The organism is Acinetobacter corruptisaponis (genome assembly GCF_030053775.1).
Taxonomy (GTDB): domain Bacteria; phylum Pseudomonadota; class Gammaproteobacteria; order Pseudomonadales; family Moraxellaceae; genus Acinetobacter; species Acinetobacter corruptisaponis.
The window spans coordinates 2384372-2406529 of the sequence record NZ_CP125669.1; the positions used below are offsets into that span (position 1 = coordinate 2384372).

Genomic DNA, 22158 nt, shown 5'->3' on the forward strand with positions numbered 1-22158 from the left:
GCATAAAGACACAAACGCAATACATAGTACTGTTAGAGATTACAGAACAATTATGATGAGGTCTGGGCAAGACCCCGACCATCCTTTTAAAGACGGAGGTTTCTATGGAAGCAGCGAATTTCACCATGTGGGTTGGATTTGGCTTGATCGCTGTCGCAGTTATTGCTGTTTTCTTTTCTCCTTATCGTCGTTGGCTAGGTTTTATGTTGGCAGGTATGCTGTGCTGGGGACTGCTGGAAGTGGTGCGCTTTGGGGTGCAAACCATGTTCGAAATGTCAGTCGCCTATAGCTACCTGACTGCGCTGAGCCTTGCGATGGTAATGGTGACATTTATTCTCTTGCGTGAAGACAAGCAGGCGCAGAAACAGCTGGCAAACCGTCAGTATATTGAGCACACCCCTGTGTACAAGGATGACCAGCAACAATGCTCTAGCCGATAATTTATAATAAGATAAATCACATCAAAGGCATGCTCGGCATGCCTTTTTTGCACTAACTTTCTGAAACAAAGCTTTTACCGCCTTTGCAACAATTGTGCTAGGATACAGTTGTCTTAATTTTCATCATAATACTGTGGGCATAAATGTCATGAAGCTTTCTTCTTTACCTGTGATTCAGTTACCTATTGTTGATGTAAGCACTGATCCGTTAGATTTGTTGGTGACAGGTTTGGCGTTACGTATGAAGCAATTGGCACGTACTAGCCCAAAGTTTATTGAATTGGTTCATGACCGTGAATTCCGTATCCAGATTGGTACGGATGCAGGACTGGCGCGTCAGATTATTGTCAACCGTGGCAAGATTGATACGGTTGCAGGCAATCCAGAAAAGGCCGACTTTATTTTACAGTTTGCTTCAAGTGAGCAGGGCGTGAAAACCTTGGTGAAAGGTGATCCAACGGCTTTCATGACAGGCATGCAGGATGGCAGTATCAAAATGGAGGGTGACTTTAGCCTGCTGGTTTGGTTTAACCAGGCGGCAAAATTGATCCCACCTAAAGTGCCAAAACCTGTAAAAGAAAAAATTCGTCAGGCGCGTGCCTTTATTAAAGAAAAAACAGGCAAATAAGCCTAAATAAAAAAACTCCCCAATTTGATCTGACCCCAATAAGTTGGACAGTTTGATTAAGTGGTTTTTAAGGACTGATTTCTGTACTGTACAGGACTCAGTCCTTTTAGTTTCACCTTGATTCGATCATGGTTGTAATAGTGGATGTATTTTTTCACGACTTGTTCCAGTTCATCAATGGATTTAAATTCTTCTCCATAAAAACACTCTGATTTCAGTATTCCAAAGAAGCTTTCCATAGAGGCATTGTCTAAACAATTTCCTTTACGTGACATACTTTGTGTTAAGCCATTCTGTTTCAATTGTTCTTGATAATAATGCATTTGGTTTTGCCATCCCTGATCTGAATGGATCATCGGTTTGTCATCAGGTTTTAGTTTATCTATAGCCTTCTTGAGCATATCTTTCACCAATCCAAATACTGGTCTGCGTTGAATATGGAAAGCTATGATTTCGCCATTAAATAAATCCATGACTGGTGATAGATAAAGCTTCTCACCTCGAACATTGAACTCAGTCACATCAGTTACCCATTTCTGGTTGGGCTGTTCTGCCTTAAATTGACGTTGTAATACATTGTCTGCAATCTTGCCCACTTGTCCTTTGTAAGAGCGATATTTCGTGGCTCTGACACGTGATTTAAGTTGCATAGACTGCATCAATCGTTGAACACACTTATGATTGATCACCAAACCTAAATTCCTCAAGGCAAGGGTAATCCTACGATAACCATATCTTCCTTTATGCTGATGATAGATTACCCTGATTTTCTTTTTCAAATCATAATCTTGATCTTCATGTTTATATATTTGCACATGGTAATAGTAAGTACTGCGTGACATCTTGGCTGCATGTAATAAATGCTTTAATGAGTAGGTTTGCCTTAATCCTGATATAAGTCTTGCAAGCGCTGCTGTTCGGCAGCTTCTTTTGCTTCCTGTTCCAGCCTTAAGGCTTTCAGCTTTTTTAAAAAGGCATTCTCTGCACGTAAATATGCTAATTCTTCCAGTAACTCTTTTTGGGTTTTATCTTGGTCTGCCTTAGACAGTTTGATCGGTTTAGGCATAAGTTTGGTTCGCCCTTTAGGCTTCGGTTTTAAGCCATCTATACCTTGCTCTCGATATTGACGCAACCAATTAAATACCTGTGATGGGCTTTTAAGGTCGAATTTAATCATTGCTTCCCGAGCGGATAAACCATCTGTTTGAACCGACTCTATCACTGCCAGTTTAATTTCAAGAGAAAGTACCCGATGTCTTTGTTTTTCAGAAAAAGCTGCTTCACCGTTTTTATTATATTGAGCTACCGATTGGCGAACGAGACTTTGGTCAATATTAAAAAACTTAGAGGTTGTTGGATAACCATAACCTGATAAGTAATGTTGAACAACTTTCAGTTTTAATGCTTTGTTGTATTTAGCCATTAAAAAGCACCCTTCAAATTAGACTAAGAGTGTCCAACTTTCGGGGTGCAGTTCAATTCGGGAGTTTTTTTATGGCCTAAACTTATTCAATTTCCAGATTAAAGGTCACTGGGCCATCATTGACCAAATGCACTTTCATGTCAGCGGCAAAAATACCTGTTTGGACATTTGCAAATTGTTGGCGTGCATATTCAACCAGTTGTTCATACAATGCTTTGGCTTCGGCTGGCGGCATTGCAGGCCCAAAGTCTGGACGCAGCCCTTTTTGGGTTTGTGCCATCAGGGTAAACTGGGACACCAAAAGAATGCCTCCATTGGCCTGGCTGACATTCCAGCCCATCTTGCCATTCTCATCATCAAAGATGCGGTACTTTAAAATCTTGTCAATCAGCTTCTGGCCTTTTTCGAGGGTATCTTCTTTACCGACTCCCAAAAATACCAGTAAGCCTTGTTGAATCTCACCTGTGGTTTGACCCTCAACCACGACCTTGGCTTCGAGAACCCGTTGGATTAATGCGCGCATAACATTGAAAGATAGATGAAAAAGACAGGGAATTTTAGCAGACAAATGGGCCTGAAAATTGACTGTGCAGCAAAAGTCTACTATCCAACCCCAGCCATTTGGTTGTATAACAACTTATATTATGCAAAAGAATTGGTTAAAACCATCGCCTATGTCTGCCATCATTCAATCTTTACTGGACACCGACCTGTATAAATTCACCATGCTGCAAGTGGTACTGCACCAGTTTCCACAAACGCACAGTGTTTATTTATTCCGTTGCCGAAATCTGGAGGATACCGCCTATCCCTTGACGGAAATTCTGGATGATCTCAACCATCAGCTCGATTTACTGTGCGAACTTCGCTTTAAAGAGGATGAATTGCAGTACCTCCGTTCACTGCGCTTCATCAAGAGTGACTTTGTTGACTATCTGGAGCTGTTCCAGCTCAAGCGACGTTTTATTCAGGCCAGTATTGATGCGGCAGGGCGGCTGGATATTCGGATTGAGGGGCCGATGGTGCAGGCCATGATGTTTGAAATCTTTGTCTTGGCCATTGTCAATGAACTGTATTTCCGCCGTATCCGTACCGATGAGGTTTGGGCTGAGGGTGAGCGCCGATTACAGCACAAGCTGGTCCAACTGCAACACTATGCCCAGCAACAGCAGGACAATGATCCCCCATTCTTGGTTTCAGACTTTGGCACCCGTCGCCGTTATAGTTTTGACTGGCAAAAGCATGTGGTGCAGGCGTTTCATGATGCTGCACCGCAAGTGTTCCGTGGCACCAGCAATGTACTGTTGGCGAAAGAGTTGGGTATCAGCCCGATTGGAACCATGGCACATGAGTTTTTACAGGCATTTCAGGCGCTGGATGTGCGGTTGCGCAATTTTCAGAAAGCCGCGCTGGAGGCATGGGTACAGGAATATCGGGGTGACCTGGGGATTGCCCTGACCGATGTGGTGGGGATGGATGCGTTCCTGCGTGATTTTGACCTGTATTTTGCCAAGCTGTTTGATGGTTTGCGCCATGACAGTGGCGATCCCTATGAGTGGGGTGACAAGGCCTATGCACATTATCGTCAATTAAAGATTGATACCAAGACCAAGATGCTGACCTTTAGTGATGGCCTTAATCTGGAAAAAGCATGGTTATTGCATCAATATTTTAAGGACCGTTTTCAGGTCAGTTTTGGGATTGGCACCAACCTCACCAATGATATGGGGCAGACACCGCTGAATATCGTGTTAAAACTGGTGGAGTGTAATGGGCAGTCAGTGGCGAAGATTTCGGACAGCCCAGGAAAAACCATGACCGATAACGATACATTTCTGGCGTATTTACGTCAGGTGTTTGAGATTGAGGAAGTGATGTAATCTATATCTTCTTTTTTGCTAAACGAATGCAAAAAATCAGACAAAGATAAAAAGTAGGCTATGTTAAAATCATTCCAGTGCTGTGGCGACAAGACCCCTAACCATGACAGATGTAGACTTTAAACTTGATTTGCTGATTGAACCTGAGCAGCTTGTGCCTTACTTGGGGCATGAGTTGATTCGTATTATTGATTTAAGCCGAGCATCGGTTTATGAACAATTGCATATCCCGCATGCGATTCATTTGCAGCCAAAGTATCTGGTGGCGCAACAGGAACAGGCCAATGGTCTATTGCCCGATGTACAGGGATTACAAACCCTGATTGAAAAGCTGAATATCTCACCGCAGCATCATGTCGTGGTTTATGATGATGAGGGCGGTGCTTGGGCAGGGCGACTGATCTGGAATCTACATTGTCTTGGTTTTACCCGTACGAGTTTGATCAATGGCGGAATTCATGGCTGGCTGGGTGCTGGTCTACCTACTACCGCAGAAGTTGAAAAAGTCATCCCTGTCACTGATCTGCTACAGGTTGATCTGGATACCGTGCAACAGCATCGGATTGAGTACAACGAGCTGTTGCAGCAGGTTCAGCAAGAAAATATCCAGCTTTGGGACTGCCGTACCAATGAGGAATATACGGGACTTCGTTTGGCCGCGCGTCGTGGGGGCCACATCCCAAATGCACTGCATTTTGAATGGAGTACTGCCCTTAATCGTGAAAATCATCTAAAATTGCACCCGCTTGAACGCACTCAACAACGTTTGGAGCAATTAGGCTTTAATTTACAGCAACCTGTGGTGGTGTACTGTCAGTCACATCACCGTTCGGGCTTGGCGTATATTTTGGCGCGATTGCTTAACTGGCAAGTCAGGGCCTACGATGGTGCGTGGAGTGAATGGGGCAATCGCCTCGATAGTCCTATTATTTCAGGGGAGTCACCATCTTGAGTTTTGCAGCAGATTTAAAAAAACAACTGTTTATCAAAGCACAGAATCTTGTGCCACAACACCAATTGAGCCGTGTGATTGGCAAGGTTGCCGCAAGTGAAAATGTTTTGGTGAAAACTGCTGTTATTCAGGCGTTCAAGGCAAAATATGGTATTGATATGAGTATTGCTGAACAAAGCAATGCACAGCAATATAAGTCATTCAACGAATTCTTTACTCGCGCATTAAAACAGGGTGTGCGTGGTGTGGATGAGCGTGCCGATAGTATTGTTTGCCCTGCCGATGGTGCGATTTCTCAGTTGGGTAAGATTGAGGCGGGCGATATTTTTCAGGCTAAAGGACAAAGTTTTTCTGTTGAGAAATTGATTGGTGATCCGCAATTGGCTAAACCATTTCAGAATGGACAATTTGCAACTGTTTATTTATCGCCAAAAGATTACCACCGTGTACACATGCCATTCGCTGGCACATTGACCGAAACCTTATATATTCCAGGTGAGTTATTTTCAGTAAACCAAACAACTGCGGAAAATGTACCAGGCTTGTTTGCGCGTAACGAACGTATGGTGTGCCTGTTTGATACCGAGCTGGGCCGTATGGCGGTGGTGTTGGTTGGTGCGATGATTGTGGCTGGCATTGAAATTGTTGCAACAGGTAAGGTGAAACCAACAGGTAAAGTTGAGTTACAGCATCATCAACTGCAATTGGATAAAGGGGCTGAGCTTGGACGTTTCTACCTCGGTTCTACTGCTGTGGTATTGTTTGAAAAAGATAAAATAGTGTGGGAAGAACAGTTTAAAGCCAATTCGACTGTAGTAATGGGCGAGCGGTTAGGGCATTCGGTTTAAATTTACAGATAAAAAAGCCCCTGAAAATTTTTAAGGGGCTTTTTTAAATAATTGTTGTATGGCTATTTTAAAAGTAGTGGTATTTCAATAATGCCTAACTGTTGTTTTGTTGCATAAGATAAATCCGAAATATTCTCATAAACCCAATCAATAAAATCAGAACCAACCATAACTCTAATGTTGTTTTGAGAAGCTAGATCCAATGATGAATCAGTCATATCTGCTGTAGTTATAAACCACTTTTGGTATTCCATATCCTCAAAATCGTTGAAAGCCATCAATTGCTTAAGTCCGTGACTACCTGATATATTTGCATGGTGTTTAACTTGTATCAGTAAATTAGATTCCGAAAAACGGTCTATTCGACTTGCGATAATATCTATATCAGAGATATCAGAAGATTGATTTTTAGGTTGAATAGTTGCTGTATAACCTTCAATAACAAGAAGCTCTTTAACCAGTTGTTCTAGTCCATTTCCACCAGCAGACAACCAAGTTGTTCCCGATGTTATAGAGTCAAGAAGATCTTTTTTAAATTTTTGCTCTGCTTCTGATATTTTCTCTAGCAGGTATGTTTCTTGTTTATATGCACCAGTAGATTTTATAGAATCAATGATTCTAGTAATTTCATCTTTAAAATCAGTCAGGTTTGTATTTGACTTTCTTACTTTTAGACGACTTTCAAAGCCTTGGGTGAGAGATTTTCTAGGTATTCGTAGAATATGCCCATTATTAGTTCTAAAGAAATTTACTGAAATAAGATTGCAGGCTTTAGCTTTGGCCAAGTTTTGATCAAAGGATTTTTTACCATTTACGATACCAATGGCAATTGCTTTGGATAATGGTACGACAACAATATCTCCAGTAGTTAAGTTAAAAAATCTTTTTATACTATTGGAATGTCTACCAATACCATTGGGATATTCTTCATTTATTTTGGCAATTACATCAGTGGCATTTTCATGTTCTGAAAAATCTACTTTAGCCCAACCATATCCAATCTGATCTTTTTCTACTACAGACATTGGACTTCTAATCATTATTGCTTTCATTAATTTCCCCTTATTAAATCACGATTATGTAATTGACCGCTGTTAGAGTAAAGTATGAATTCATCTAGTACGTCAATTAATGTCGTTAGGTTTAACAAAGAATATTGGATGAGACAAACCCTGATTGGCTTTAGGAAGCTTTTGTTACTGAACGACAAGTTGAGACATGGAAATTTGATCCATCATTAAAATTGAGTTTGTAACTTATGATTAGATATGTAGCTATAGTGTTTTTATTCCTATCAGGTATAGGTGGATATACGATTGATAAATTTGGCCAAGATTTATGTATTCATGAATATATTGCTATAGGGACTATTACCTATTTTAAAGAGCTAAATGGAGTCTCGGCGAATGACCCATCTATGCTAGGGATGTGTGGTCTATTATCTATTATCTTTTCAGTGGTTTTAATTTTTATAAAAAACAAATGGTTATATTCTACCATTACATTGTTTTTATTATTTTTAGAACTGATCTTACTAAATATGATGGAAACAGTATCTTATAAGGAAATTGTTTATGATTCTATTACACAATGTTCTAATTATTCAGCATTAGGGTGGATTGTTTTTCAAATCATCTTCTTGATTTTAAGCGGTTTTTATATTTTTAAAAATAGGTAAGACCTCTTTTCAAATTAATTTTTATTTATAGAGGGTATTTATGAGAAATTTTATTTATAAATTTTTTCTACCTACTAAACCCTGTACGCTTTTTCTTACACCAATTCCAGTCAATGGCGCATTTCCATACCCCAGAAAATTTCCTATTATGAACTCATCAGGAACAGGAAGTTCCAGAACATAAAACAAAAATGATAAGTTCAGGCATCAGGACGTGAGGTATGACAGGAGTTGCACCTAGTAACGAAATACGAAAAAAGCCCGACAGGATGTCGGGCTTTTTTTATTATGATTGCCTATAATTATTTTTCGATTTATTCGAGTCAACTTAACCAAACCCAGAGCTTAATGGGTTTAATTGATATAACAGATATGCTTAATGATCAAAATAACACAAGAAATGCTGAGCGCAGCCCAGAATGAAGTTGCGAAAAGAAACAACTATCTACATCCCCACTTTAATTTAGGGTATTTAAATGAAGATACTAGGCAAGTTATTGGTTTCTTGGGCGAATTTTCTTGCCAAGCCTATTTGGGCATAGATTGGCGTGCAAATATTCGGGACAACTACTTACGTCCCGACGATTATGATTTTATGCATAATGGTGGTCGGGTTGATGTAAAGACGGAGACCTTGCCAAGCATGCAATTGGTCAATGCCGTGACAACACGTCAGATACATGATGACAAGGCATACGGACGGCGGCTGATTGTCGCAGGGCAGTATCCTTTACTAGCGCATTATGACATGGTCATGTTTGGCTGTTTCTTGCGTCCACAAAATAGCAACCAGTGGAATCCTGTAGGTCAGTATTGGTATCCGATTGGCATGATCGAAAGCCAGCATATTCTCCAGAACTATCAGCCCACTGAATACAAGCCATTTGGGGGATATTACCCTCAGGCATGTGCAAATATTAGAACTTCTGAGTTAAGGGATATCGTATAGATATCCTCTTAAATTCTCAGCTTTTCTGTTTTTTATTGAAAGTAATGATCTATAACCGTTGCCATTGAAGCAAAATCAAGGTCTGGAATCTCATGAATCTGTGGTTGATCTAAGCCCACAGCCAAAACTTCCCTGAATTGATTAAAATCATAAATTTGTGGAATCGTAGACTGACTTAAATTAATTTCAATACTTTTCATTTTAGAGATGAGCAGTAGATATTGGTAGCCTTTATCAATTTCCTGTGTTTTACCGAGTGGATGCGCCCGATTTAAATGTTGGGATGGGGTTAAGGCGATGAGGTTCTCAACGGTTCCAGAAATAGAGGGATACATGGCTTCAGGAAAAATATGGTGAATATGGGTTGCCTCACAGTTTGCCAAATCGTCCCCATGTTCTGAAATGCGATTTCGAAACTCGTCATTAAATGCTCTCAGTAACTTCTTGGCCTTGTTGGAATTATATTTCCAGAATTTTTCCAGCTTCAGTTTTTCAGGGACTGTGGGTTCATATTCATTTCGGGTGACATCTTTAGGTTTGTTGCTATATAAATCCCTAAAGTTTAAGCGGTTGTACATCAGTTGGTCATAGGTGATTTTTTGTGGGGAAAGGCGTCCACTTTCTGTACCGTAATTTTTTAGGGTAAAAGACAGGGGATTAAGCACCTTGGTAAAAATACGTCTACATTCAATCTCAGTATTGATCGCTGTATGTTGAATCATAAACGATTCAAACTGATCTTTAAGCTGTGAAAAAGTGTTTGTATTTGGTGTACCGAAGAAGCTTTCAAAGTGGATATATATGCCACTGTCTTTCAGGACTTTTGTTATATAGTGGGTTAAAAAGTTGAGACAGTTTCTTTCCCGGCGGGCGATATATTCCAGTAACTCAATATTCTGAACAGTATATAAATTCTGGTTTCCCTGTTTTTGTTTCAATAACAGTCCTGAGTAACTGAGAAGCTCCATAGGTTGCTGAAAGAATTTATCGTATTCATTTTGTGCACTTGAACTGGTGACATCGGGTTTTGAGAAAATATCTGAAATTTCTTTGGCATATTCTGAATTCCAGATTTCCTTGGTTAGAAAAGTGGTTTTCTGGCTGGATTCAATATAGTTCAGAATACAGTCGGCAATAATACAAACTACATCTGGCGTACATTTCTGATCGATCCATCTGGCATTATTCGATAGCCTGATATCATAGTTAGACTGATTTAGAAACTGTTCCAGATGATTTTCGTTAAACACGATGCTGTCTCTTACCAAAATAAAATATTGCAATATTATCAATATTCAATGAACGGGTGCTATGATTTCTGGCAATACGGTAGAATGCTTCAAACTCAGCCGATGCAAAAAATAATAAATCTTCTTCAGAAATGCTGATGTCTGCCTTTAAATCGAAAATTGCAACAGAACCATTCACAATACAGTGTTTAGGTTTTTTCACCACCCTTGGATAATAGGTCATATTCGGACTCAGAAACACATCATCCCGTTCTAAATATTGCCCAACGGCAAGCTTGGATAAATGTTCCCGATCAATAAATGCGTCATCCTCAATATGGTAAATGGCTTCCCCAGTTCTCGGAATATTTTTGGATTTAATCACCCAAATGTCGCCTGTGGATTTTAATATTTTGGAAGTAATCTGCCGATCCCGAAAGACAGTGAAAATACCAAACTGCATTTTGGCAGCCAGTTTTTGAAAAGATTCATCAATATAGATTAGCCAGTTTGGAAACGTAGGCTGGGTAATGTCGGCCTGCTTCTGAAGAATATTGATTTTCTTTGGGATAGAAATCACTTGTGTAGAGGAATTTTCTGAAACTGCCTGAGTATCAATAAACAGGCAAATGGTTTCAATCAGTACACCTTTAAAACCTGTTTCTCCAAAATCAACAATTTTATTGATCGCTAGCTGTTTTACTTTCTCTCTGGAAACTGAGAAATCCATGTTATGTAGAAAATATTTAGGCAGAATTAAGGCGACATGCTGGGCTAGACTAATGGCCTTATCCAGAAAAAAAGCTGCACTATTGTCAGCAACAGGATTATTTAATTCTGTACGCAAGTTCTCTCTATACTTTCCCTTTATTTTTATAAAGGGAGGGTTGCCAACCACTAAATCGTAATGTTGATGAAATTGGTATTGCAGGAAATCATCATGAATATAGTTGATCTTGATATTTTTTAATGCACCAAATGTTTTATCCATCAGAATCTCACAGATTTCCAATGAATGCTGGTTAATATCAAACGCATCAACCTCAATGGATTCAACCGTATCCTTATATTTGGCAATCACCTCGCGCAGGATATTTCCCACTCCTACAGAGGGTTCCAGTATTCGGATGGTTTTTTGATGAAATTCAGGCAGGTTCTGGCAGAGTGTGGATACCGTCATGGGGTCGGTATAATAGGCAGCGGTCGATTCCTGATGGCTGTTGGTGAGTTCCGCAATCCGTGACAGGTCATGGATAGATAAAGACAGTGGATTGTTCAGGATAAAATTCCTGTTTTCCTCAAACACTTCTAAACGATGACTGCTGATCACCTGCTTGAGGTAGCTGTCCTTATTCTTCAACATTTGCTAAAGCCTCTTTAATGTTTTTAGCAATCTTTGAAAAGATAATGGTTGGAACAGCCTCTCCCAGACTTTGCCGAATGTTGACCTCATGCTTTTTCAGATAAGCCTGTTTGTCAGTTAAACTTAATTGATTCAATACGGTCTCATCCTGCTGGCTCCATTTAAATCCAGCGGGGACATTCATAAAAATCATCAGCTCCCTGAGACTAAACACGCGGTCATCTTCTGGATGCACGGTATTCTGGCTGGCTAAAATATCGTTCCGTGTATGCACGCAGGGCGGGGTTTTATCCCAGAGTTGTCGGTTGTATTTATCCCCGTTTTTATTCACGTTGGGAACAATAACACCATCCTTGACCTGATGTGGACGTTTCAGTGGATCAGCATTGTCAAAGGCATTTTCCCCCTGTTTTAAGTCGCTAATCCATGCACGCATATGTGGTTTATATGCCTTAAAGTTATGATAAATGTCGTTCCTGGAAATTTCTCCCATGACACTTAGGCGGGGTAAGTCAAAGATCAGCTCTTTCATGCTCTTGGCGGATTCCTGAATGGGCCAAAGCTGAGACAGTGCGATATCTTGAGACAGGTCTTTCCTGATCCCCAGCACCAGACAGCGCGAGCGGCTGGAATGTGCGCCATAATCCTTAAAGTTGAGAATCCTTGAATCAAAAACATAATCCGCAGCGAGTTCTTCATGAATTGCCTCGGAAATCTTGCGTTCCCGCCCTTCTTTACCACACTTGGTGTTCATAAATGCGGCCACATTTTCAAAGACAAAGATTTTCGGCTTGATCAAGGAAACCATGTGAATGGCTTCAAGTACCAGCGAGTTTCTGACAATTTCGTTCTCGGTCTTTTTATGGTTTGCCACTGACATGCCCTGACACGGCGGGGTGGCAATAACCACATCAATGTCCTTTAACGCATGGTCTTTTTTATATTGCTGTATATGATCCAGGGCATATTTCTGGATTTCAGGCAGGGTAATGTCACCACACAGATAGCCTTGCGGGTTGCTGCATTTGGCATTGCATTTCTGAACATCCATGCGTCTTTCAATCAGCTCATTGGTGAGGACGCAGTCGAAATTCTGTTGTTTAAATCCATAGCATCCCACGCCAGCGCTACTGAACAGGGATACATAGGTATAAGGCTTCATCTTTGGTCTACAGCGAAAAATCTAGACAGGATAATAGCTAAATTTAAACGCAGAGGGAAGGGCAGATACCCTAAACTTTACAACATTCGGTACAGGCGTTCTTTCGGAAAAACCGCAGTAAAGGTTGAACCCTCGTTTTCTTTCGAGCTAATTTCCAGATGTGCGCCATGCTGCATCAGCACGTGCTTGACAATGGCGAGGCCCAGACCTGTTCCCCCTGTCTGGCGGCTACGTGCGCTGTCCACCCGATAGAAACGTTCGGTGAGGCGGGGCAGGTGTTTGGGGTTAATACCAATACCAGTGTCCTGGACTGTAAAGTAGGCGTGATCACCATCTTCATGCCAGCCAATGGTGATAATGCCGCCTTTAGGGGTATATTTAATGGCATTGGTAATCAGGTTGCTGAACGCACTGGCAATTTCCATATCCGAACCAATCAGGTCACAGTGACTGTCAATATCCAGATTCAGGGTATGACCATAATCAAGGTTATAGGCACGGGCATCATCAAACAGCTGGTTCATCAGGTTGGGCATGTCAATGATCTGGTTTTTTGCCACTTTCTTGTTATTTTCCAGATTGGAAAGCAGCAGCAGGTCATTGACCAGGGCATTCATACGCTTGGTTTGTGACTGCATTTGGGTAAAGGCACGTTTCCAGCGTGGGGTAATGTCATCCTGATCGGTAAAGGTTTCGATATAGCCACTGAGCACGGTCAATGGAGTCCGTAGTTCGTGTGAGATGTTATCGACAAAGTCCTTACGCATCTGCTCAAGGTTGTGCATGCGGGTAATGTCATAGGCGACCAGCAACCGACTTTCACCCCCAAAACGGGTCAGTTTCACCTGTACATAATGTTCTTCATCCATTTTGGCCTGTAGACGAATGCCATCGGGTGCCTGATCACTATGCTTGAAATAGTCAATAAAGTTGGGTTGGCGTAAAATCGCCAGCAAGTTACGTCCACGGTCCAATGGGCTAATCCCCAGTAATTTTTCCGCAGCGGGATTCCACCATTCAATTTGATGCTGGTCATCAATCAAGACCACTGCCTCAGCCAACGCCACCAGAGAGGATTGTGCGCGGTCGATCAGTCCGACCATTTCTGCCTGAACAATACGTTCCTGACGCTGGGCACGGTAGACATTGAACAGCAATGCACCCCAGATACCATTGAGGTTGGGTGGCACATCGTAGGGACGGTTGGAAATCCAGTCATTGACCAGATAAAGCGAGCGTAGCTGGAGGGCAAAAAAAACCACGAACGCGATAAAAACACAGCTCCAGAAGTATCCGACCCCGAATCCAATCAAGCTTGCAATCAATAAGAAAAACAGCAGCAGCCTTAAATCCTGTTTTGCAAACGTCCATAAACTGCTGTAGCGAAAACGCTGGTGTTCACGTGCCAGTTCAGGGACGGGATAGGGTTCATACATAAAGGATTTTAACCTGCTGCTAAATCAGCGCGTGTAGAGAAACGATAGCCTGTACCGCGTACCGTCTGTACAAAACGATCCACCCCAAATGGTTCCAGCACCTTGCGCAGGCGACGGATATGCACATCGATGGTACGGTCCTCAATATAGACATTACCACCCCAGACCTGATCCAGCAATTGGGCACGGGTATAGGCACGTTCAGGATGGGTCATAAAGAATGCCAGCAAGCGGTACTCAGTTGGCCCCATATCTAAAATACTGTTGCCAAAACTGACTCGCTGGCTGACAGGATCAAGCATCAGGCCATTGGCATCAATCACCTTTTCACCGCTGAGCGCATTGGCACGGCGCAACACCGCCTTGATGCGTGACACCAGTTCACGGGTGGAGAATGGCTTGGTCATGTAGTCATCCGCACCTGCGTCGAGACCCTGTACCTTATGGTCTTCCTCACCACGGGCGGTGAGCATGATCACGGGAATTTCCGCCAGGTTCTCATCGCGTTTCAGGCGGCGGCACAGATCCACACCACTGACTCCGCCTGGAAGCATCCAGTCCAGCAGAATAAGTGCGGGACGCTGATCAACGATGATCTGGTGCGCCTGTTTGGCATCTTCAGCCTGTAGACACTGGAAGCCCGCCATATCCAGAGAGGTATGGATCATTTCGCGGATTGGTAGCTCATCATCGACAATTAAAATATAGTCATCTTTCACAGCGCAATACCCTTAAATATGGTTTTTTAGTTATGACAGGCTTATTACAAAGATTAATTATGACAATATCATTGCAAAAGAGCTGATAAAGTCGAATTTAGCAATAAATTGTGACAGTTGTGGGGCAGAGCAGTGACCAAATGATGACAGTTAAACGATCAATAAAGCCATGCAATTCATTTATTTAACTCTACCTCAGTTTTAGGGTTGTATCTGTCATAAAACTGTAAAACGATTTTAATTTTTTTTGGCTGTGGTCTCAATAAAGGACAGGAACACTGCACAACAGGCCGCTAAAACATCCTCCAGCGGCTGCTTGAAACCCTCGGAAACCCAACGGATAATAATATGCGTGACATAGCCATTCAGCCCTGTTGCCATTAAAGACACTTCTTCGGCACTCTGTGGGGCATTGGGCATGGTGATCATCACGAAGCCCTGAATGATACGGTCGAACTGGGTCAGGGTTTCCTGAATGGTGGCCTGATTATGTAAATCCTGCACCAGCATGGCATCAATATAAATGATCCGTGCCATGCGTGGGTCATCCTTAATGGTGCTGAGTAGGGCGGACAATCCCGCCGTAACCATGTTCTTCGGTTCAGGCGCGGCCATGAGTACCGCCTGGGTCAGGCAGGTCTGCATTTTCTCAATCATTTTCAGGAAAACCGTCTGAAACAGTTCCTCACTTTTCTTAAATGATTCATAGAAGTACCGTTCAGTCAGCTTGGCTTCATTACAGACATCCTTGACTGTCACGGAGAAGAATCCCTGTGTGCCATACATGGCAATGCCTGCCTCAATCAGTTTTTCGCGGCGTGCTTCCTTGCGCTCAGTTAGGGAGAGACCCTTGAACTGACGTTCTTTGCTATCAGCCGTGTTTTTCTTGCGTGTCGATCGATCTTGAGTTGCCATTGAGAAAACCGTTCCCTAAAAAGTCTTTAAATCATGTAGATCATGGTTATTTGTATTTCAACAATGTTGTGCTGACCTAGCATAACCAAATTTTGAAAATCCACCTTGTCTCTTTTAACCATGTTCAGTCATAAAATGTAAATAGGCCTATTATGACATGTAAGGTGTTGGTTATTGCCATTTGTCTTAAAGGTCCATTGTACTATATTGACAACCTGTATTGTCAAAATTATATTGGTTACAGCTTAAACTGCACATGACAACGCATGATTGGGGCGAACTATGTGCATCTCATTCGCAATACAAAGGATAGGCAATGAAAAACTTTAAAAATAAAGTCGCGGCGATCACAGGTGCAGGTTCTGGGATTGGGCAGCAACTCGCAGTTTTATTGGCTAAACAGGGCTGCCATTTGTCATTGAGTGACATCAATGAAAAGGGACTGGCGCAAACTGTTGAGCTGGTAAAACAGTATCCAGTGACTGTAACCACCAAGGTACTTGATGTTTCAAACCGTGATGCGGTGAAACAGTGGGCGCAGGAAACGGTACAGGATCATGGTTCAGTGAATATGATCTTCAACAACGCGGGTGTGGCTTTGGGCTCAACTGTGGAAGGTGCAAGCTATGAAGATCTAGAATGGATCGTAGGGATCAACTTCTGGGGCGTGGTTTACGGCACCAAGGAATTCCTGCCATTCATCAAGCAAACCAAAGATGGTCATATCATCAACATCTCCAGTATTTTTGGCCTCACCTCGCAGCCAACACAGTCAGCTTATAACGCAACCAAGTTCGCGGTACGTGGCTTTACTGAATCATTGCGTCAGGAACTTGATATTGAAAAGAGTGGTGTAAGCTCACTTTGCGTACACCCAGGTGGTATCCGCACCAATATCGCAAAAGCGGCGAAAATGAATGACAGCCTGAAGAGTCTGGGTATGGACCCGAACAAGTCCATCAAGCAGTTTGACAAGTTCCTGCGTACGCCACCAGAAGAGGCGGCCCGTCAAATTCTCAATGCGGTATTGAAAGACAAGCGCCGTCTGCTGATCGGTACAGATGCGCGTATTGTGGATTCTTTCCAGCGTTTATTCCCAACGGGTTATCAACGTATCGCAGCGATTGCGACGAAAATGATGTAAGTCTTGGCATCATGATAGAAAAAGCCATTCTAAACAGAATGGCTTTTTTACTTAATTTGAAAATGGGTGATGCTAAATCAGCACTTCAATCTTGGATTTCTTCCAGACAAACTGATAGTAACTCGCCTGAAAAATACACAGGCAGACGAAAGACAGTGCATAGGCAATCCAGATGCCTGACAGGCCCCAAAGTTTGCTGAATCCATACGCACACGGCACCTCAATCAGGATGATGGTCAAAATATTGATCAGCATTGGGACATTCACCGTACCACTGGCCCGCATGATTGATGCAAAAATCGCGCTTGCCCCAAAGAATAAAACAGCCCACAGCACAATAAACAGCAATTGCTGTCCAAGCTCAATCACGCTGTGATCAGTAATAAACAGTGCCATTAAATATTTTGAGAATAAATAGGCGAGTGCAATCAGGCTGCCTGTAAACAGGAAATTCATGCCTAAAGCGGTGCGGGTGACTTTTGCCAGTAAATCGGGCTTGCCAGCACCAATCGCCTGCGCGGCAAAAATGGAGGCCGCAATTGAAATTGACAGTGCTGGAAACTGGATATAGTTCAGCACCTGATTGACTGCTCCATAAGCCGCGGTGGCGTGTGCGCCGTAATGGTTGATCAGGCCAATAATCACCAAGCCTGCCAGAGAGGTGGTGACCATCTGGATACCCGTTGGAATTCCCAGTTTTAAGATCAGTTTGCTTAGTGTGGCATCATGACGAATATGCTGTAAAAGTGGGCGATCAATCTTAAGCGGATGGTTTTTATAATTGAGATAAAACCCTAGAAAAACCAGTACGGCTGCATAGCCCAGAATGGTTGCGATGGCTGGTGCAATAATCCCGAGGGCGGGAAAGCCAAAATAGCCTTTCAGCAACACAGGCGTAACCGCCAGCCCAATCAGGCTAGTCAGGCTTAAAGCAATCAATGGTGTCACACTGTCACCGACACCGCGAAGAATTGAGGTGTAGATAATATAGACAAATAACAGCGGGCTACCTGCCAGCATCCATTGCACATAGGGTAGTGACAGGTGCATGACCTTGGCATCTGTACCCAGCAATTTCAACATGGGTTCAGCCATCATCACGCCTAAAACCGCAATCACACTACCGCCAATCAGGGTCATGAACAGGGTTGAACCAATCACACAGCGCACTTTCTCAAGATTCTGGGCACCCCAGGCCTGTCCCACCAACACGGTGGTTCCCGCCGAGATCCCAATTACAAAGGCAAGCAGAAAGAACAGGATTGGAAAGAACACTGAAACGGCGGCAATCGCATCCACGCCCATCATTTGTCCGACAAAGATGGTATTGATCGTACCCGACAGGTTTTGCAAAATATTGGTGGCAATCAAGGGAACCAGAAAGACAAAAAAGGTTTTCCAGAGGTTTGGCTGCATCACCAGAGGTTGGTGTGGTGTCATTCAGTTTCCTTCATGCTTCATCCTGAAACATCTATTTTTTTCACCATACCATCATCAGTCAGGTTGAAGTCATGATTGTTCAGTTTATTTTTTGTTGATCAGCACTGCACCAGAATTTCGCCTGCACGTTGCAGCGTCTGGTCGGTTTTGGCAAAGCAGAAACGAATCAGGCGTAGATCATCGGGTGCATTTTTATAAAATACTGAGATCGGAATCGCGACGATTTTATGCTGTTCCGCTAAAAACTGGCACATTTCAATGTCATTCAGATCAGGACGGATTGCACTGTAATCCAGACTTTGGAAATAAGTGCCTTGCGATGGAATAAACTTAAAACGTGAGTTTGCAATCTGGTCATTAAACAGGTCGCGTTTCGTCTGATAAAAGTCAGGAAGCTCCTGAATATGCTCAGGATGCTGTTGCATATAATCAGCGAGCGCAATCTGGCAAGGTGTGGTGCCGCAGAAGTTGGCAAACTGGTAAATCTGACGGAACAGGCGCATCAGCTTGGGTGGGGCAACGCAATAGCCCGTTTTCCAGCCCGTCACATGATAGCTTTTACCAAAAGAACCAATTACATAACTACGCTCACGCAGTTCTGGAAACTGTAGCGCGCTGTAGTGTTTCTGTCCATCAAACACCAGATGTTCATAGACTTCATCAGACAGCACCGCAATATTTTTATCCTGAATGAGTTCAATCAGTTGTCGCCAGTCCTGTTCCGACCAGATGGCACCCGTTGGGTTATGCGGCGTATTGACAATGATCATGCGGGTTTTGGCATTGATGCGGTCTTTAACCTGTTGCCAGTCCACCTGAAAGGTCGGTGCCTCAAGATTGATATGAATAGATGTTCCACCTGCAAGCTGTACGGCGGGAGCATAACTGTCATAGCTTGGGTCGAAAATAATCACTTCATCACCTGCATGAATACAGGCCTGAATGGCACAGAAAATTGCGATGGTTGCGCCTGGGGTAATGGTGATCTCAGTGACGGGATCAAGCTGTAGCTGGTCACGTTGTAGAAATTGCTGCGCCAGTTGCTCACGTAATGCCAGTACACCATTACCCGAAGGGTATTGATTGTATCCCGACTGGGTGGCCTGACAGAGGGCTTCAATCAGGGCAGGCGGTGCTGGGAAATCGGGAAAGCCCTGTGACAGGTTCAGGGCATTGAGTCGTTGTGCAAGTTCAGTCATCACGCTAAAAATGGTCACACCTTGGCTTGGGAGTTTTGACTGAAGCTGCAACATTGTTTTTAACCTGATTGACGTTTTGTTTTGCCGTGATTGTATAGTGAAAAGTGATGCCTGACCAAGTTATTGTGATTAAGTTAAATGTTGAATTTTGCCGTTAATCGACTGAAAAATGTGTCTTATGTCAGGAAAAACAGGGTAATTGTGTCTGAATAAAAACAATAGTGACGGAATTGGTCATTTTTTATTGAAAATTGTCTAAAAAATTTGTTGTTTTTCATGATGATACGCTATTTTAGTTGCTGCTGTAAAGCGCTATAATTTCTATCGAGGGGTTCAATTAAATACCAATTATAGTGAAATGGGACATCAGGCAATGGACAGTTTCGATTTAAAAATACGCTATCCGCATCATATTGATCTCAATGATGTGGAGCAGTTCGGGACTTTGAATACCATTGGGATATTGACCAGATTTGACAGAATGGGCTGGAAACAGCAGTTAAGCCGCTGGTTGCAACTGGATGGTGCAAGTCCAACGTTTACCATTACCGATGAAAAAACAGAGCAGACCATAGAAATCGTATTGAATACCTACGGGTCATCTCAGGAACTTAACTTTATCGTCAAGACAGACATTCCAGTGGTTGTTCCTAAAAAACAAATATTTGGATTAATTACGCTTCAGGCGAAAGAGACGGTTCAGTTTAAGCAGCTTTCACTGGTACAGGTTAAAGCCTACCTCACTGCGTTTTTAAAGCAGGACACCGACGCCTTGGTTCGATATTACCAGCAAAGCAAGCAACAACTGGCGCAATCTGCATAACGATGAGGAGTAAATTCTCCCCATCGTTATGTTGCTATTTATAAAACATTCTCAACAATGGCACGAATCACACCCAGCGCCAAGCCAATAAACGCCCCGACAATCACACCATTGACGCGGATCATGTGTAAGTCACCACCCACCTCACTTTCGATTTTGGCAATCATTTCCCGTGAATCCCACTCGTGGATACGTTCGCTGATATAACGGATGATCTTGTCACTATACTGCTCACTGAAGTTGGTTGCCAAACCGACCATTTTTTCATTCAGAACCTGACGTACTTTTTCATTCTGAATCAGGCTTTCGCCCAACTGTTGTAATGCCGCCTGTAAATTGCTGGCAATGCCTGAATCTGCCTGCATTAAATCGGTTTTGATCGCATCACAGAGAATGGCTATTGCACCACTGATAAAATTCAGCACCTGTGGGCTATCCAGTACATCATCCTTGCCCTGATTTAAGCGTTTGCTGGCTTCACTGTTGCTATCAGCAAGCTGCAACATCAGGTTATGCGTGGTGGTTTCAATGTCCTGCCGCCACGGATGTTCAGGGTTGGCCAGCATGGACTCAACCTTTTCAATCAGTGAGTCAATGGTGCGTTGCTGTACATCAATGCCGATCCAGCTTGCACCTTTGGCAAGTTTCCAGACACCCAGTTCCTGAAACAGTTTGCGTGACAGGTCGCGTGCCTCTTCAGGATGCGACACAATCCATTCATGGGCCAGATCAAGGCCACGCTGTAGCACATCCTGATGGAAGTCATTTTCCAGAACGGCACGTAACATTTCGCTGGCAAGCTTGTTGATCTTGGTGCTGCGTACCCATTGCACACTGTTGTTCTGGACAAAGTAGGCAATCTGGTCCTGACTCACAAACTCAAAGATCTTAGGTACAGTATGCTGGATCATCTGCACCACTTGCCTGTTGTTGTGCGGATTGGCCAGCCATTGACCCACCGCCAGACTCATATCGGCATTTTTTAGGCTGCGCTCAACAATCTGTGGCGATAAAAAGTTTTCCTGTACAAAGCGGCCCATAGACTCGGCGATACGTGCCTTGTTTCTCGGAATGATTTCAGTATGGTCACGCAACAGTTTCGGTAACGGCATTTTCCCAAAAGGATTGCGGAACAACACCGTGACCGCATACCAGTCTGCCAGTCCACCGACCACACCCGCCTCTGCGCCAAGCATGAAAATATGGATGAGCCATTTATATTCAGGGAGGAAATGTGCCGCAACCATAAAGCCAATCCACGACATCACGGCGATAATCAGGGCCATGGTGGCGAAGTATTTGCTTCTTTGCAGGCTTGGAACATGGATTTCTTCGGCTGAATTCATTTAGTCATCCTTTAGTTTACTGTTTGCCTTGTGGTGGCGCAGGCGGCTGCAACACATCTCCCGCTGGACTCAGTCCATATTTTGGCCCAAGGGACTGCAAAATGAGCTGAGCATCAAATGCGTCGGGCGATTGCTGCTGTGTCTTAAAACACTCAATAGTATACGACACTTGAACTGGATCAATATTGACCACTTGAGGCATATCGTAGAATGGATCGGGCCAAAAGGCTGGGTAACGACGATAGTAGCCATAAGGGTAATAGGACGGTGCTGGATAAATTACCGCCTGACGCTGGGCCTTGTGGCGGGCGTTGCTTGGATCATCCACAACGCTGAAATATCGGAAACCATTCCTGACCGTGGTTTGTGCCGCCTTTAACAAAGTGATCTCCTCGGCTGTACCATAACTCAAATTACGATCGGCCTGGAAACCCACACGGTAAGTTTTGTCATTTAATGGATAAGCGGTGAACTGTCCGAGCTGGTCAAATGTTCTGGGTTGCGATGGGACGGTGGCACAGCCTGTAAATGTCAGTGCGACAAGGAGCGGTGTGCACATCAATAAGGTTTTCATATGCAATTCC

Annotated in this window: 23 protein-coding genes; 10 read left to right on the forward strand and 13 right to left on the reverse strand. The window is 43.2% G+C overall.

Features of this window, described 5'->3' with window-relative positions; translation table 11 throughout:
• Positions 1 to 104 precede the first annotated feature (104 nt).
• Positions 105 to 440, forward strand: a complete 336-nt coding sequence (gene aciT / locus QLH32_RS11335) for a ciprofloxacin tolerance protein AciT (RefSeq protein WP_267981334.1) — start codon at positions 105 to 107, stop codon at positions 438 to 440.
• Positions 441 to 588: 148 nt separating this feature from the next.
• Complete coding sequence (locus QLH32_RS11340; protein WP_267981333.1) at positions 589 to 1068, forward strand: SCP-2 sterol transfer family protein; 480 nt, start codon at positions 589 to 591, stop codon at positions 1066 to 1068.
• Positions 1069 to 1124: 56 nt separating this feature from the next.
• Here QLH32_RS11340 and QLH32_RS11345 read toward each other — a convergent pair.
• Both QLH32_RS11345 and dtd read right to left on the reverse strand, forming a co-directional pair.
• Positions 1125 to 2491 (reverse strand): IS3 family transposase gene (locus QLH32_RS11345; RefSeq protein ID WP_432442280.1). Its coding sequence is split into 2 segments (ribosomal slippage): positions 1125 to 1955 and positions 1958 to 2491, totalling 1365 coding nucleotides; the frame shifts between segments, so codons are not numbered across the junction.
• A gap of 82 nt (positions 2492 to 2573) precedes the next feature.
• A complete protein-coding gene (dtd, locus tag QLH32_RS11350) occupies positions 2574 to 3014 on the reverse strand; it encodes a D-aminoacyl-tRNA deacylase (RefSeq protein WP_283266309.1) in 441 nt (146 codons plus the stop codon).
• Positions 3015 to 3029: 15 nt separating this feature from the next.
• On the opposite strand from dtd, the gene QLH32_RS11355 reads away from it, so the two are divergent.
• The 4 genes from QLH32_RS11355 to asd all read left to right on the forward strand — a co-directional run bounded on the left by QLH32_RS11355 (position 3030) and on the right by asd (position 6171).
• On the forward strand, positions 3030 to 3209 hold the full coding sequence (locus QLH32_RS11355; protein WP_283266311.1) for a hypothetical protein: 180 nt from the start codon (positions 3030 to 3032) through the stop codon (positions 3207 to 3209).
• Complete coding sequence (pncB, locus tag QLH32_RS11360) at positions 3166 to 4371, forward strand: nicotinate phosphoribosyltransferase (RefSeq protein ID WP_283266312.1); 1206 nt, start codon at positions 3166 to 3168, stop codon at positions 4369 to 4371. The genes QLH32_RS11355 and pncB overlap by 44 nt, the downstream gene beginning before the upstream one ends.
• 103 nt (positions 4372 to 4474) lie before the next feature.
• The gene (locus tag QLH32_RS11365; RefSeq protein WP_283266314.1) at positions 4475 to 5323 is read left to right on the forward strand and encodes a sulfurtransferase; all 849 of its coding nucleotides are present in this window, start codon (positions 4475 to 4477) and stop codon (positions 5321 to 5323) included.
• On the forward strand, positions 5320 to 6171 hold the full coding sequence (asd, locus tag QLH32_RS11370) for an archaetidylserine decarboxylase (RefSeq protein WP_283266315.1): 852 nt from the start codon (positions 5320 to 5322) through the stop codon (positions 6169 to 6171). The genes QLH32_RS11365 and asd overlap by 4 nt, the downstream gene beginning before the upstream one ends.
• A 62-nt stretch (positions 6172 to 6233) precedes the next feature.
• Here asd and QLH32_RS11375 read toward each other — a convergent pair whose 3' ends face one another.
• Positions 6234 to 7223 (reverse strand): restriction endonuclease, encoded by a 990-nt coding sequence (locus tag QLH32_RS11375; protein WP_283266316.1) that lies wholly within the window; start codon positions 7221 to 7223, stop codon positions 6234 to 6236.
• A gap of 206 nt (positions 7224 to 7429) precedes the next feature.
• Between QLH32_RS11375 and QLH32_RS11380 the strand changes: the two genes are divergently transcribed.
• Together QLH32_RS11380 and QLH32_RS11385 are read left to right on the forward strand one after the other, a co-directional pair.
• Complete coding sequence (locus QLH32_RS11380) at positions 7430 to 7849, forward strand: hypothetical protein (protein ID WP_283266318.1); 420 nt, start codon at positions 7430 to 7432, stop codon at positions 7847 to 7849.
• A 379-nt stretch (positions 7850 to 8228) separates the two neighbouring features.
• Positions 8229 to 8798, forward strand: a complete 570-nt coding sequence (locus QLH32_RS11385) for a hypothetical protein (protein WP_283266319.1) — start codon at positions 8229 to 8231, stop codon at positions 8796 to 8798.
• A gap of 32 nt (positions 8799 to 8830) precedes the next feature.
• Here QLH32_RS11385 and QLH32_RS11390 read toward each other — a convergent pair whose 3' ends face one another.
• From QLH32_RS11390 to QLH32_RS11415, 6 genes are all read right to left on the reverse strand, one after another.
• Complete coding sequence (locus tag QLH32_RS11390; RefSeq protein WP_283266320.1) at positions 8831 to 10048, reverse strand: hypothetical protein; 1218 nt, start codon at positions 10046 to 10048, stop codon at positions 8831 to 8833.
• Positions 10041 to 11390: an Eco57I restriction-modification methylase domain-containing protein gene (locus QLH32_RS11395; protein ID WP_283266321.1), complete on the reverse strand. Its 1350-nt coding sequence runs from the start codon at positions 11388 to 11390 to the stop codon at positions 10041 to 10043. The genes QLH32_RS11390 and QLH32_RS11395 overlap by 8 nt, the downstream gene beginning before the upstream one ends.
• Complete coding sequence (locus QLH32_RS11400) at positions 11377 to 12552, reverse strand: DNA cytosine methyltransferase (protein WP_283266322.1); 1176 nt, start codon at positions 12550 to 12552, stop codon at positions 11377 to 11379. The genes QLH32_RS11395 and QLH32_RS11400 overlap by 14 nt, the downstream gene beginning before the upstream one ends.
• Before the next feature lie 77 nt (positions 12553 to 12629).
• The gene (phoR, locus tag QLH32_RS11405; RefSeq protein WP_283266323.1) at positions 12630 to 13988 is read right to left on the reverse strand and encodes a phosphate regulon sensor histidine kinase PhoR; all 1359 of its coding nucleotides are present in this window, start codon (positions 13986 to 13988) and stop codon (positions 12630 to 12632) included.
• A gap of 8 nt (positions 13989 to 13996) precedes the next feature.
• The gene (gene phoB / locus QLH32_RS11410) at positions 13997 to 14707 is read right to left on the reverse strand and encodes a phosphate regulon transcriptional regulator PhoB (RefSeq protein ID WP_004659793.1); all 711 of its coding nucleotides are present in this window, start codon (positions 14705 to 14707) and stop codon (positions 13997 to 13999) included.
• A gap of 237 nt (positions 14708 to 14944) precedes the next feature.
• Positions 14945 to 15622: a TetR/AcrR family transcriptional regulator gene (locus tag QLH32_RS11415; RefSeq protein ID WP_279960878.1), complete on the reverse strand. Its 678-nt coding sequence runs from the start codon at positions 15620 to 15622 to the stop codon at positions 14945 to 14947.
• 316 nt (positions 15623 to 15938) lie between these two features.
• On the opposite strand from QLH32_RS11415, the gene QLH32_RS11420 reads away from it, so the two are divergent.
• Positions 15939 to 16766, forward strand: coding sequence for an SDR family NAD(P)-dependent oxidoreductase (locus QLH32_RS11420; RefSeq protein WP_279960879.1), 828 nt, complete (start codon positions 15939 to 15941; stop codon positions 16764 to 16766).
• A 72-nt stretch (positions 16767 to 16838) separates the two neighbouring features.
• On the opposite strand, the gene QLH32_RS11425 is transcribed toward QLH32_RS11420, so the two are convergent.
• Positions 16839 to 18206, reverse strand: coding sequence for an MATE family efflux transporter (locus tag QLH32_RS11425; RefSeq protein ID WP_283266327.1), 1368 nt, complete (start codon positions 18204 to 18206; stop codon positions 16839 to 16841).
• A gap of 98 nt (positions 18207 to 18304) precedes the next feature.
• Positions 18305 to 19459: a pyridoxal phosphate-dependent aminotransferase gene (locus tag QLH32_RS11430; RefSeq protein ID WP_283266329.1), complete on the reverse strand. Its 1155-nt coding sequence runs from the start codon at positions 19457 to 19459 to the stop codon at positions 18305 to 18307.
• 319 nt (positions 19460 to 19778) lie between these two features.
• Between QLH32_RS11430 and QLH32_RS11435 the strand changes: the two genes are divergently transcribed.
• Positions 19779 to 20228, forward strand: a complete 450-nt coding sequence (locus QLH32_RS11435) for a hypothetical protein (protein ID WP_279960883.1) — start codon at positions 19779 to 19781, stop codon at positions 20226 to 20228.
• Between the two features lie 38 nt (positions 20229 to 20266).
• On the opposite strand, the gene QLH32_RS11440 is transcribed toward QLH32_RS11435, so the two are convergent.
• Both QLH32_RS11440 and QLH32_RS11445 read right to left on the reverse strand, forming a co-directional pair.
• Entirely contained in the window at positions 20267 to 21574 is a 1308-nt protein-coding gene (locus tag QLH32_RS11440) for a DUF445 domain-containing protein (RefSeq protein ID WP_267981315.1), read from the reverse strand.
• A gap of 16 nt (positions 21575 to 21590) precedes the next feature.
• Positions 21591 to 22148 (reverse strand): CC0125/CC1285 family lipoprotein, encoded by a 558-nt coding sequence (locus tag QLH32_RS11445; protein ID WP_283266330.1) that lies wholly within the window; start codon positions 22146 to 22148, stop codon positions 21591 to 21593.
• Between the last annotated feature and the right edge of the window lie 10 nt (positions 22149 to 22158).